Origin of the sequence: Flavobacterium coralii (assembly GCF_019891545.1) — a bacterium.
In the GTDB taxonomy this organism is placed as follows: Bacteria; Bacteroidota; Bacteroidia; order Flavobacteriales; family Flavobacteriaceae; genus Flavobacterium; species Flavobacterium coralii.
On the sequence record NZ_JAHDIU010000001.1, the window covers coordinates 52351 to 65470 of the forward strand.

14 protein-coding genes are annotated in these 13120 nt (G+C 36.9%); 8 read left to right on the plus strand and 6 right to left on the minus strand.

Annotated elements, in window-relative coordinates; translation table 11 throughout:
• The first annotated feature begins 13 nt into the window (after positions 1–13).
• The 3 genes from KJK34_RS00245 to KJK34_RS00255 all read left to right on the plus strand — a co-directional run bounded on the left by KJK34_RS00245 (position 14) and on the right by KJK34_RS00255 (position 4002).
• On the plus strand, positions 14–1417 hold the full coding sequence (locus tag KJK34_RS00245; RefSeq protein ID WP_223051837.1) for a T9SS type A sorting domain-containing protein: 1404 nt from the start codon (positions 14–16) through the stop codon (positions 1415–1417).
• Between the two features lie 14 nt (positions 1418–1431).
• On the plus strand, positions 1432–2586 hold the full coding sequence (locus KJK34_RS00250; protein ID WP_223051838.1) for a glycosyltransferase family 2 protein: 1155 nt from the start codon (positions 1432–1434) through the stop codon (positions 2584–2586).
• Positions 2587–2691: 105 nt separating this feature from the next.
• Positions 2692–4002 carry a dihydrolipoamide acetyltransferase family protein gene (locus KJK34_RS00255; RefSeq protein ID WP_223051839.1) on the plus strand — a complete coding sequence of 437 codons (1311 nt, stop codon included), beginning with the start codon at positions 2692–2694 and terminating at the stop codon, positions 4000–4002.
• A gap of 64 nt (positions 4003–4066) precedes the next feature.
• Here the strand turns inward: KJK34_RS00255 and KJK34_RS00260 are convergent, their stop codons facing one another.
• Both KJK34_RS00260 and KJK34_RS00265 read right to left on the minus strand, forming a co-directional pair.
• Positions 4067–4309: a hypothetical protein gene (locus KJK34_RS00260; RefSeq protein WP_223051840.1), complete on the minus strand. Its 243-nt coding sequence runs from the start codon at positions 4307–4309 to the stop codon at positions 4067–4069.
• 124 nt (positions 4310–4433) lie between these two features.
• Positions 4434–4931, minus strand: a complete 498-nt coding sequence (locus KJK34_RS00265; RefSeq protein ID WP_223051841.1) for a hypothetical protein — start codon at positions 4929–4931, stop codon at positions 4434–4436.
• A 244-nt stretch (positions 4932–5175) separates the two neighbouring features.
• On the opposite strand from KJK34_RS00265, the gene KJK34_RS00270 reads away from it, so the two are divergent.
• Together KJK34_RS00270 and prfA are read left to right on the plus strand one after the other, a co-directional pair.
• Positions 5176–5967, plus strand: a complete 792-nt coding sequence (locus KJK34_RS00270; protein ID WP_223051842.1) for an SRPBCC family protein — start codon at positions 5176–5178, stop codon at positions 5965–5967.
• Between the two features lie 130 nt (positions 5968–6097).
• Complete coding sequence (prfA, locus tag KJK34_RS00275; protein WP_223051843.1) at positions 6098–7171, plus strand: peptide chain release factor 1; 1074 nt, start codon at positions 6098–6100, stop codon at positions 7169–7171.
• A 39-nt stretch (positions 7172–7210) separates the two neighbouring features.
• On the opposite strand, the gene KJK34_RS00280 is transcribed toward prfA, so the two are convergent.
• Together KJK34_RS00280 and KJK34_RS00285 are read right to left on the minus strand one after the other, a co-directional pair.
• Entirely contained in the window at positions 7211–7831 is a 621-nt protein-coding gene (locus KJK34_RS00280; protein ID WP_223051844.1) for a hypothetical protein, read from the minus strand.
• 21 nt (positions 7832–7852) lie between these two features.
• The gene (locus KJK34_RS00285) at positions 7853–8446 is read right to left on the minus strand and encodes a hypothetical protein (RefSeq protein WP_223051845.1); all 594 of its coding nucleotides are present in this window, start codon (positions 8444–8446) and stop codon (positions 7853–7855) included.
• Positions 8447–8553: 107 nt separating this feature from the next.
• Between KJK34_RS00285 and pyrF the strand changes: the two genes are divergently transcribed.
• The 3 genes from pyrF (at position 8554) to KJK34_RS00300 (ending at position 11203) form a co-directional block, all read left to right on the plus strand.
• The gene (gene pyrF, locus KJK34_RS00290) at positions 8554–9369 is read left to right on the plus strand and encodes an orotidine-5'-phosphate decarboxylase (RefSeq protein ID WP_223051846.1); all 816 of its coding nucleotides are present in this window, start codon (positions 8554–8556) and stop codon (positions 9367–9369) included.
• 119 nt (positions 9370–9488) lie between these two features.
• Positions 9489–10283 (plus strand): ABC transporter substrate-binding protein, encoded by a 795-nt coding sequence (locus KJK34_RS00295; RefSeq protein ID WP_223051847.1) that lies wholly within the window; start codon positions 9489–9491, stop codon positions 10281–10283.
• An 80-nt stretch (positions 10284–10363) separates the two neighbouring features.
• On the plus strand, positions 10364–11203 hold the full coding sequence (locus KJK34_RS00300; RefSeq protein ID WP_223051848.1) for a hypothetical protein: 840 nt from the start codon (positions 10364–10366) through the stop codon (positions 11201–11203).
• Between the two features lie 518 nt (positions 11204–11721).
• Here the strand turns inward: KJK34_RS00300 and KJK34_RS00305 are convergent.
• Together KJK34_RS00305 and KJK34_RS00310 are read right to left on the minus strand one after the other, a co-directional pair.
• Positions 11722–12153: a thioredoxin family protein gene (locus KJK34_RS00305; protein ID WP_317196847.1), complete on the minus strand. Its 432-nt coding sequence runs from the start codon at positions 12151–12153 to the stop codon at positions 11722–11724.
• Between the two features lie 249 nt (positions 12154–12402).
• The gene (locus KJK34_RS00310; RefSeq protein ID WP_223051849.1) at positions 12403–13113 is read right to left on the minus strand and encodes a DUF4197 domain-containing protein; all 711 of its coding nucleotides are present in this window, start codon (positions 13111–13113) and stop codon (positions 12403–12405) included.
• Between the last annotated feature and the right edge of the window lie 7 nt (positions 13114–13120).

Sequence of the window (13120 nt, forward strand, 5' to 3'; positions counted from 1 at the left end):
CAAACCACTAATTATGAAAAACATTTATTCTCTTATCAGTATTTTATGCATCAGCCCTTTATGTGCACAAATTATAGATATTCCTGATGCTGCATTTAAATCAAAACTTTTAAGCGGTACCCGCGTATCTGTAAGTACTGCCGGAAATACTTTCAACACAAATGCAGATACAAATGATGACGGAGAAATTGATGTAAATGAAGCATTACTGGTTACCGGCCTAAACCTTTCTACAACACCTGCAAATACAAACGGAGACGTTACATCATTAGAGGGAATACAATATTTTACAAATTTAAAATACCTGAATTTTACTGGCAACCAGGTTAGTGGCACTTTTGATGCTACAATATTTCCTAATCTTATTGATTTATATTGTAATGCTAACAACCTTACAGTCTTGAATGTGTCGGGGCTTGGGCAACTTATCTCATTACGATTTCATGATAATAATGTCGCCGTATTAGATACAGAAGGACTAACCAATCTCGAAACGCTTTTTTTCAGGGGTAATGATATTACAAACATCGATTTAAACAATACTCCTAATCTGAAGAATTTATATATCTCAGGTAATAACATTAATTCTCTAAATGTTTCAATGTTACAGGCACTCGAAGTGCTAATATGTGAAAACAGTAATGTGAGTGAACTTATTCTGGGTGCTAACCCCTCATTAATAGAAATTGTAATGCCTGCAAATAATCTTTCCTCAGTTGATTTAACAGGCTTGCAGAGCCTTAACTGGCTTAATGTTGCTGCTAATTCTATAAGCGATATCGATATAAGCGTAGTGCCCCAAATGCGTCAGTTGGAAATAAGCGGCAACCCTATAGAGGAAATTGATTTGAGCAACAGTTTATCTTTAGAATATCTTTTCATAAATAATACTCTTGTTAGCACAATAGATTGCAGCGCAACAAATATAATGGGTTTACATGCGTCTGATAATCCGAATCTTGTTAGTATAAACGTAAAGAATGATGTTACTTCATTCAGCGATCCTGATATGTTATTTTTTGCTTTCATGCTTGAAAACTTACCATCACTTACAAGTATATGTATAGACAATGGAGAACAAAACAATCTAATACATACAAATTATAATTCAAGTGGCAACGTTATAGTTTATACGGGAGAAAATTGTGAAGAAATCGCTGCACCGGCATCAAGGAAAGAATTTGAATTAAACCTGATTAAATTATATCCTAATCCTGTTAATAATTATTTGAATATTAATGCTGATAGTGATGTCGATTCTGTAAATATTTATACAACAGAAGGTAAAATGATTAAAAGCCTGCAAGGTGAAAGCAGTATTAATCAAATAGACGTATCTGATTTAGCATCTGGCTTTTACATAATAAATGTAACAATCCAAAACAAAGTATATACTGGTAAAATACTTAAAAACTAAGTGTTATATTTTAAATGCAACTATCGGTAATCATCCTTAATTATAACGTACGCTATTTTTTACAGCTATGCCTGCAGAGTGTGCAAAAAGCACTTGAAGGTATAGAAAGTGAAATTATAGTTGTGGACAATAACTCGCCTGATGACAGCTGTAAGATGGTTGCTGAGTTGTTTCCGCAGGTAAAATTAATTGCTTTGCAGGAAAATTTTGGTTTTCCTAAAGGTAATAACATAGGAGTGCAACAGGCTCAAGGTAAATATATATGCATACTTAACCCTGATACCGTAGTAGCCGAGGACACTTTTACCAAAATCCTCACTTTTGCAGAAGGCAAGGACAACTTTGGCATTGCCGGGGCTAAAATGATTGATGGTACTGGGCGGTTTCTATCCGAAAGTAAAAGGGGGATACCTACCCCGTGGGTAGCTGTTACAAAAATTGCGGGCTTATATAAGCTGTTTCCTAAAACCAGGCTTTTTAACCAATATTATGCCATGCACCTTGGTAAAGATGAGGTTGGTGAAACCGAGATATTAACGGGGGCATTTATGTTCATGCACCGCGAAACCTACTTAAATGCAGGTGGGTTTGACGAAAGCTATTTTATGTATAGCGAAGACATGGATTTATCATATACCATCGTTAAAGCAGGGAAAAAGAACTGGTATTATCCGGGTACTGCCATAATTCATTATAAAGGGGAGAGCACAGTGCGCGATGCGGCCTATATGAAACGCTTTAATGATGCTACCAAGGCATTTTACAGGAAACATTTTAACGGCTCATTATTCTTTGATCTTTTTATGCGTGCCGGAACGCTGTTTTTTGTGTTTAGTAAAAAGAATAAAAAAGTAGCACGTCACCAACCTGAAGAATATTATTTATTTTCTAAGAATGAAGAGTTAAAGCTGGCGCTTGAAGAGCAACTTACCGCAAAAGTGATAAGAATAGGGGAATATAAAGAGAACATGCTTTATCCCGCTACAGGTATCAACCCGAAACAGACGGAAATTATTTTTGATAACGACCTGCTTACTTATGGCGATATGATAGCAATCATGCAACGCCACTGCACAGGTTGTTACACCTTTAAGATAAAGCCACAGCACTATAATTTTATTATTGGCAGCAATAGTAGTAATGATAGGGGAGCTGTAATACACCTTTAAAAAAACGTTGTAGTTTACTTAATAATTATTGACAGAAAAGTATTAAGTCAAAATTTTTATTAATTTCGCAAGCATAAACATTAAATCTACCATTAGGTTAACGATATGGCAAAGTTTGAACTTAAATTACCCAAAATGGGTGAGAGTGTTGCAGAAGCAACCATTACAAACTGGTTAAAAAATGTGGGCGACCATATTGATGCAGATGAGGCAGTACTGGAAATAGCCACAGATAAAGTTGATTCTGAAGTGCCTTCTGAAGTATCGGGAGTACTGTCTGAAATACTTTTCCAGGTTAATGATGTAGTTCAGGTAGGCCAGACAATTGCCTATATAGAAACCGAAGGTGGTGTAAGTGTTGATGCGCCTTCAGAAAAAACTACAGTTGCAAATGTAGAGGCAGTTGCAAAAACAATAGAAACCGCAAAAGAAACAGTAGCCGCTTCGCTTGATTTTGCTGATTCTGATAAGTTTTTCTCTCCTTTGGTTAAAAACATAGCCAAAGAAGAAGGTATAAGCCTTCAGGAGCTTGATGCTATTAAAGGAACCGGCAAAGACGGCAGGGTTACCAAAAGCGATATATTAGCTTATATCAAAGACAGGCAGTCTCAGCCTGCACCGGCACAGCAACCTGCTAAGCCTGAATCTCCTGTACAGTCTGTTCAGCAACAGCCTGCTGCAAAAGCGGCCCCAGTATCTGTTAACGGACAGGATGAAATTATAGAGATGGACCGTATGCGTAAAATGATATCGCACCATATGGTACAGTCGGTTCAGACATCTGCACACGTACAATCGTTCATAGAAGTAGATGTGACGAATATTGTTAAATGGAGAGATAAGTTTAAAGGAACTTTCGAAAAAAGGGAAGGCGAAAAACTTACTTTTACTCCTATCTTTATGGAAGCTGTTGCCCGTGCACTGAAAGATTTCCCTATGATGAATATATCTGTAGATGGAGAGTATATCATCAAAAAGAAAAATATAAATCTGGGTATGGCAGCCGCATTACCAAATGGTAACCTTATTGTACCGGTTATAAAAAATGCAGACCAGCTTAACCTTGTGGGTATGGCTAAAGCGGTAAATGATCTTGCAAATCGTGCAAAGGCAGGAAAACTAAAACCGGATGACACACAGGGCGGAACTTATACAGTAACAAACGTTGGTACTTTTGGCAGTGTGTTTGGTACTCCTATAATCAATCAACCTCAAGTAGGTATCCTTGCGTTGGGCGCAATAAGAAAAGTACCTGCTGTAATTGAAACACCTGAAGGAGATTTTATAGGAATTCGTCAAAAAATGTTCCTGTCACACAGTTATGACCACCGTGTAGTGGATGGTGCCCTTGGAGGCTCATTTGTTAAACGTGTCGCTGAGTATCTTGAAGCATGGAACATAAATCGAGATGTATAGAAGCAAGTATAAAAAAAGGGAGATATTTATATCTCCCTTTTTTTATTAAATTAATATGAAAATATTATTTTGATAGTTCTTTGTTTTGACTCAGTTTCTTATAGTAATGAAAAGCAAAGGCAACAGCTGTTATTGCAAGAATGATAAGTTTACCATTTACAGGGACATCATCACCTTCGTTATTTCCGGAACCGTCATCAGATCCAGTACCATCACCAGTTCCTCCACTACCTATCTGTGCAAACATTATAAAGTCACCTGCTAATAGAAAAACAATAACGTAAATCTTAAGAAATAATTTTTTCATTTTACTAGGGGGTTTAAATCTTTGCCAAAAATATAATATTTTTTTTAATTTTAAAAACTATGATGTTACGTTTTTAACTGATTATCAATTTGTAATAATTATTTATCTTTAACTTTATAATTATTTAATTTGATGTTATTGCATTTTCATTGTTTGGTGAATTACTGAACGCTGAAGCCAAATAATTCTCTAAGCAATACATATCGGGATTATATTTCTCACTATTTTTGATGGCACTTCCTTCTACAAAATATTTTTCGCAGGGATTTGCAATAGTACGTGCCTGCATAGGGCCATATTTTTCGAGGATTTTGATGTTTTTTACTTTTACGGTGTAGCCATCCGGATTAACAATGATAAGAAAATCAAATTTGCAGTCATTTTTCATTAATCCTGAGCCACCATCACAATCACTTTTTAAATCACTACAGCTTCCTTTATAAACATTGTCCATAAAAGATGACACTTTTAATTTAGGCTCTTTCTCTAACACAGCTACTACGTCAGGATTAACTGCAGAAAAAGTTTTTTCCCAAACTAATATTCCGTTTTCAACTTTAAAGTTGCTTTGTGCAATTCCTTTAAATCCGATTAACAATAAGAGTATAAATATCTTTTTCATGTCTTTTTTGGTATTAGGGTTATCATTTCATTTACTATACATCATAAAATTACGTATTCAAAAAGACATTCGTTTTCCTGTGAATCTACTTTAAATTATATTTAGCATTCATTCTTAATGCTTAGTTAAGAATGGAGTTTCTGTATTTTATAATCTCATTAAGAATACTTTATAAGATTGTTGACGCTGCACATTGGCTATGTTAGGTACTTTTATAGTATTCTAACCCATAATAAAATTAAATATGGAAGCTAAAGCCACACTAACAGACAAAAAGAACTTTTCGAAGTATGATCCATCGGGAACCGACCCTAACAGGTATGCATCTGTATCTAATAAAACAGAGGCTGATAACTACCTGCATAATAATAAAAAAAGCATTATACCCGGCCTGAGGGTAAATGTAAGCACTACTGAACGTGTGCTTATGGTTGCTGCAGGGGCATACCTGCTTTACCGTGCTTTTAAGAAAAATGACAACAAAAAAATGATGGAAGGCATTACAGGCGGTACAATGCTTTTTCGTGGTGTAACAGGATACTGTCCTGCTTATGATGCTATAGAGCGCTCTAAGATGCTGAAAGGCTCTAATGTGGTTATTACAACTGCAATGACAGTTGATAAGCCTGTAAGTGAAGTTTATGATGCATGGAGAAATCTTGAAAACCTGCCGCTTTTCATGGATCACCTGCATAGTGTTACCGAAATAGACCAGTATAAATCTGAATGGAAAGCAAAAGTACCTGGAGGGCTTGGCACTATTAGCTGGGATGCCGAGATTTTAATGGATGAACCTAACAAGCTTTTAAGCTGGCATTCATTACCGGGTGCTACTGTACATAACTCGGGTAAGGTAAAATTTGTCGACAGGGGTACAGCTACTGATATTGAAGTAACCATTTCATACCATGCCCCGCTTGGCAAAGCAGGAGAGGCGGCAGCCAAATTGTTTAATCCGGTTTTTGAAGGAATAGTAACAAAGGACATTGAAGGATTTAAAGAATTTATCGAAGCGGGTACAGCTCCCGCACATTAATATAAAGGCTGCCTGTCATGGCAGCTTTTTTTATTTCAAGTATTTACAAGTGCCAATTTATCTTTTACTGTAACACCCTTACAAATAAAAAATTGCTTAATTTTGCACCTCTTAAACGGAGATATAAAATATGTTAGACAGGCTACAGTATATAAAGCAGCGTTTTGATGAAATTTCAGATTTAATTATCCAGCCGGATATTATATCCGACCAAAAACGCTATGTACAGCTAAACAAAGAATATAAAGACCTTAAAGCACTGGTAGAGAAGCGTGATGAATATGTAAAGCTTACCAACGATATTAAGGAAGCCAAAGAGATAATTTCAGATGGCAGCGATGCGGAGATGACAGAAATGGCCAAAATGCAGCTTGAAGAGGCTAACGACAGGCTGCCGCAGCTTGAAGAAGAAATTAAGTTCATGCTGATACCAAAAGACCCTGAAGATGCCAAAAACGTAATGGTAGAGATTCGTGCCGGTACCGGTGGCGACGAAGCCAGTATTTTTGCGGGCGACCTTTTCAGGATGTACACTAAATACTGCGAAAGCAAGGGCTGGAGAACCAGCGTTGTAGATGTTAACGAAGGTACATCAGGCGGGTTTAAAGAGGTTATATTTGAGGTAACCGGTGAAGATGTTTACGGAACCCTGAAGTTCGAGGCAGGCGTTCACCGCGTTCAGCGTGTACCCCAAACTGAAACACAGGGGCGCATTCACACCTCGGCGGCAACGGTTATGGTACTGCCAGAAGCAGAGGAATTTGATGTACAGATAGACATGAACGATGTGCGTATCGACTTGTTCTGTTCGTCAGGGCCGGGCGGGCAGTCGGTTAATACAACCAAATCAGCCGTTCGTATGACGCACATCCCTACAGGACTTGTAGCACAGTGCCAGGACGAGAAGTCGCAGCACAAGAACAAAGACAAAGCGCTACAGGTACTGCGTTCCCGTTTATATGAAATGGAGCTTGCCAAGAAACAGGAAGAAGATGCCGCCAAGCGTAACAGCCAGGTAAGTAGCGGAGACCGCTCGGCGAAGATACGTACCTACAACTACCCGCAGGGTCGCGTTACCGACCACCGTATAGGCCTTACCCTGTATGACCTTGACGGTATTATGAACGGAAGCATCCAAAAGATAATAGACGAGCTTCAACTGGTTAACAATACCGAGAAGCTTAAAGAAAGTGAAGTTTTTTAAAAAGTATAAAATTAAGTAACCCGCCAATCGGCGGGTTTTTTAATAATTGATAAACTCGTCGTTAAGCATTTTATCAACATATACCCATGTATCGCCTTTTTTCTTCATGATAATGAGCACATCTTTGATGCGGCCTGAAAGTATAACGTTACCACTTATCACCATTGAAAATATTGCATATCGGTTATTATCATAGTACATCACACCTGAAAAAACAAAAATCTTTTTGGGATTTCTAATGATTTCTTCAACCTCTTTTATATGTAGTTTTGTATTTTGATAGAATTCTTTTTGATATGTATTCGTAATCATCCTGTGGGGAATTTTAAAATCCGAAGTTACCCATTTACCATGTGTACTGTCTTTAGCAAACCTTTTAGTAAGGGCCTCCCAAGCCTCTTTTTTGTAATACTCCGACTCCAAAAAATTTACAGCATATTTCTCAAAGACCGGATCAGGCATAGTACCAGTTTCCATAGTACGTATAGCACGGGCATATGATAATCTATTTTCATGGATGTAGATGATAGAGTCTTTAGGAATCAACGTTTCAACGTAATCTACTATTGGCTGGTTGTTATAATAAGCAGGAACATTCTTATCAACAGTTTTGCAGGATATAAGTATAAATAATGAAAGTATAAATATGACTTTTTGCATCTACAGGTAAAAATAAAATTATTAATCTATTATTATAACGTCCGGCGGAATTCTAACCTCATCTTCAAGCTTCCATATACTATTTTCTTTCTTCATAATTATTACTGCCTCATCATAATCCATTTTAGAAGAGTGTGGTCTACCCTGCATGGTTGTAACCTTGAACATACAATATATACCATTATCATCATATATAATATTTGAAAAGTCATAAAGCCGTCCCTCTATATAAAAATTACCACGCATCATTCTTGATATTTTTTTCTCTTCCATAATTTTATACTCAAAGCCTAAGTCATTCTCACCCCAATACTGCAAATTATCATTATCTTGATCTTTATAAAATTGTTCAAATTGCTCTTTATGATAATATATTGATTCAGTGAATTTCTGAGCTTCATTTTGATTGGAAAGCCACCCATGTTGCAGTGTTTTATATACATATTTTAGAGGTGTTTCTAAACTAAAAACTCTCACTGGTTTTCGGTGTTGATTATAAAAATTTACATAATCTGAAATAGGTTGGTAAATTGTAGAAGCCTGTGTTTTACTGCTAGTGGTTTTGCAGGAATAAAAGCTTAAAAAGATTAATGGAAGTATAAAGAAATATTTCATAGAAGATGGTTTGCCTTAAAGATAACAAATTCCTGTTTTTTCCAAAGCTTATCTTCCATTAGGCTACTCATGTATATTGTTTTATTTTTGCACCAAACAACAACTGCATGACAACACAACAACTACATGAACAAATAATACAAAAGCAATCCTTCCTGTGTGTGGGACTTGATGTTGACCTTGACAAGATTCCGCCACACCTCCTGCAAACCGAAGACCCTATATTTGAGTTCAATAAAGCGATTATAGATGCCACGCATGATTTGGCCGTAGCCTACAAACCCAACACGGCGTTCTATGAGGCGCACGGGCTTAAGGGCTGGCACTCGCTCGAAAAAACCATTGCGTACCTAAATAACATGCATCCTGAGGTGTTTACCATTGCCGATGCCAAGCGCGGCGATATAGGCAATACCTCGGCTATGTATGCTAAGGCATTCCTGCAGGACATGGCGTTTGATTCGGTTACCGTGGCGCCCTATATGGGTAAAGACAGCGTAGAGCCATTCCTTGCTGTTAAAAACAAGTTTACCATTTTGCTGGCACTAACCTCTAACGAAGGCGCATTCGACTTCCAGACGCAAAAGGCAGGCAATGAAGAGTTGTATAAAACCGTTATTAAAACCTCTAAAACCTGGCAGGGCAGCGAAAACCTGATGTATGTGGTTGGGGCTACCAAAGCAGAATATTTTAAAGAAATAAGGGAGATTGCCCCGGATAATTTTCTACTCGTTCCCGGAGTTGGTGCACAGGGCGGCAGCCTTGAAGAAGTGTGTAGGTATGGGATGAACAAACAGGTTGGGCTTTTAGTTAACTCCTCACGTGGTATTATATATGCTTCTAAAGGCGAAGACTTTGCCGAAAAAGCCCGCGAAGAAGCCCTGAAGATACAGCAACAGATGGCAGTCATACTGAATAAATAGTAAACTGTTTCGGGTTGCGAGTTACGTGTTACGAGTGACAGGAGTATTGAAATACGTTTCGTCACGCAACCCGCAACCCGTAACCCTTAACTCACAACCCGCAACCCTTAACCCGCAACATGAAGACTTTCACCGACCAACTGGGCAATACCATAACACTTGCTACGCCTCCGCAGCGTATTATATCGCTTGTGCCTTCGCAAACAGAGCTGCTATTTGATTTAGGACTGGAAGAAAGGATTGTAGGGATAACAAAGTTTTGTGTTCACCCGTACCATCTTAAGTCGACCAAGAAAATTATTGGCGGTACAAAAAAAGTACACCTCGAAAAAATAAAGCTGCAGAATCCCGATATCATCATAGCAAACAAAGAAGAAAATACAGAGGAGATTGTAGCCTCGTTACAGGAAATTGCACCGGTATGGGTTAGTGATATCGCTACGATTGAAGACAGCCTGCACATGATTACCGAATTTGGTAAGATGTTCTCCGTGCGTACTAAAGCCCAACAATGGATAGATAAGATAAACTACGGGCACGCCGACTTCATTAAATTTATGGAGGGGAGGGAGCCGCTTAAAGCTGCCTATTTTATCTGGAAAAACCCGTATATGGCAGCAGGGGGCGGCACGTTTATCAATGAAATGCTCAAGCTGAATAAGTTCGTGAATATTTATGAAGACAGGGGGCGATACCCCGAAATCATAATCCAGAAAATGCGCATACAGGGCGATCCTGATGTGGTTTTTCTGTCTTCAGAACCCTATCCGTTCAAAGAGGAAGATGCTTTCGAGGTGGGGCGTTTTACACACCACGCCAAAACCGTTTTTGTAGATGGCGAAATGTTTTCCTGGTATGGCAGCAGGCTTGTAAAAGCTTTCGATTATTTTAAGCAACTACATAATAGATTGTAAATTTTATTATATTTGTTAAATAACTATAAAATTACAATCTAATTATGACTTCTCGTAGGATTACCTTTCATGTTTTAAAAATGTTTAAAAACAATAATAAGTCGACTTTATATAATGATTTTGATTTTGAAAGCTTTTTTTATTGGTTTAAAGATTTATCTGATGATTTAAAGGTCTATTACATTAGCAAAACTAAATTTACATCAATAGACTATTTTGAAGAGATCGATAAAAAATATTGTCAAGGTTTCAACAGAGTTTTCTTTGGGATGTTTAGCACGGGTAATCACGGTTCGAGAAGAAATTTAAAAGATAGCAAGGATAATTCCAAACGAGACAATCCTAAAAGAATTTCAGAAGGAGAGGAACAAGAAAATTATTTTTTGTTATGCTTTAACTCACCTGGAAATGTTGAATTGATATTACAGAATGCTGGTCGAGGTGTTACCTCTATAAATATTAAAAATTATTTTGATAAATTTTTTAATAGATTTCTATCTGAACATGGTTATGACAAAGAATTTATATTAAAAGAAGGCACTATTGTTGAAACGACTGACATAATGATAGACAGATTAGATAGAATAACTAAAACAAAAATTTTCATAGATAAATCGATTTTATCAGATGAACTTGATATATCAGATAGAACAGTGCAAGCAAAAGCTGATTTGATTATTGATGTGAGAGCTAGAAGGGGACAAGATATTAGAGAATTCCTTGAGGACTTAAGGCAAAAAGTTGTATATAAATCAAAGATTGATAAAGTTTGGATAGAAGGTAAGGACAATAATGGAAATTCAAGTAATTTTTTTATTGATCAAGTACAAAAGTCTGTATTTATTGATGTTGAGATTGATTTAAATACAGCAGCAATTGTAATGCCGGAAGTAAAGAAAGCTTTATTAAATTTAATCTAATGTATAAGAGCTACTTAATATTAGTTAATGATTATATCCTTATCTCAAGAAAAAACTTAATTTTTGATGTTCTCATTCCTTTGATAATTTCAATCGTTTTAGGAATATTGCTTTTCCATAAAAAAGTGTTTATAACAGTCGATGTTTTGGTTAATGTTACTACTGTATTAGGTATTTTAGCAGGTTTTAGTATGACTGCGATAACTATACTTACATCGTCAAACAGTGAAAACATAAAAAAATTAAAAAAACGTACATTAAAAATAGATTTGGATGGTGTACAAGTAAGTTATTTTCGAAAACACTATATATTAATAAGTTATTCAATATTAGTATGTTTATTTTCAATAATTTTGAACACAATTTGCTTCTTAGTGCCTTGGTCCACTCATTTCAATCATCTTTGGGTTTCAATTTTTAAAACACTTGATTTTAGTATTATCTTGCACATATTTTTTTTGAATATAAGAAATATAACTTCCCTTTATTTTATTTTTTTTAATGATACAAATCAATAGCTACAGTTTTTTCAGCATTGTAACGTATTCATCAGCCGTGTCAAACTCTTCATAACCGGTGCGGCCTAAAACCCTTCCGTACTTATCCAGCAAAACGATGTAAGGGAAAAAGCCGTTACGGTTATAGCGCTCGGTAAGTATCATGTTCATGGCGTTAACATCTACCGGTTCCGGCATACCGCCTTTCTGCGGAAAGTCAGCTTTCAGCAATACCCATTTTTCTTTTGCTTCAGCTTTAAACTCGGCTGTCTGCCATAATTTCTCTTCCAGTTCCTGGCAGCGCGGGCACCAGTCAGAGCCTGTAAATACCAGTAGTATCTGTTTCTTTTCTGCTGTCGCCTTTCGTTTGGCGGCATCAAAATCGGTAAGCCATTCCTGAGAATGGCAGGCTGCGCCCAGCATTATGCATAATAAAAATATGCTCGTTTTCACGCCTGTTCTATTTTTCGCAAAATTAGGAAAGTAAGCTGTGCCTGCAATAGGCCGGTAATTAATTTTGGGAGTAATTTAATAGAGTTAGGCAAACAAAAATGCCGATATTGTACAATACCGGCATTTTTCTAACTAACCCTAACCAAATGTGAGAAAACCATTTATTTTGAACTGCAAATTACTTAATTATTAAGCAGTCTATTGTTAAGGCTATGTTATTTATATGTTATTGATAATTAAAGTGATATGCTATTTGTCCTGTAGTGCAAAAACCCTTTTAAGTAGTACAGAGGTGCGTTCGTTTATATTATTGCGTATCTCTTTTTCCTCTACTGCTATCATAGTAAAAACACCATCAAGCGCTTTGTTAGTAACATAGTCGGTAAGGTCAGGGTTTACTTTATCTACCAATGGTACCGAGTTATATTTGCTAATTATAGTACTCCATATTTTGTTGGCACCCACCTTATCAAAAGAAGATTTTATTACCGGGTTAAACTTTGCATACAGTTGTGTGGTTGTGGTGCGCTCCAGGTAACTGGTTGCGGCAGTATCATTACCCATTAATATGTTTTTGGCATCGTTAAAGGTCATTTGCTTAACTGCCGAAACAAATATAGGTGTTGCTTCTTTTACGGCATCTTCGGCTGCGCGGTTCATGAGTTTAATACCTTCATCAGCAAGGCTTGCAAGCCCTATTTTTCGAAGCGTGGCATCTACTTTTTGCAGTTCCTGCGGCATCAGTATTTTTACAAGCTGGTTTTTGTAAAAGCCATCGGTCTGCGTAAGTCTTGTAACCTGCTGGTCTATACCTTTATCCAGTGCTTCTTTAAGTCCGGCGGCAATATCTGCATTACTAAGTACGCCTGCGTTGGGCAATTGAGACGCTACCTGTTGCAGCTCGGCACAACCTGACAATAAAAAAGAAACAGCAAGTAAGAGTGCAAAAACCTTCTTCATAAATTAA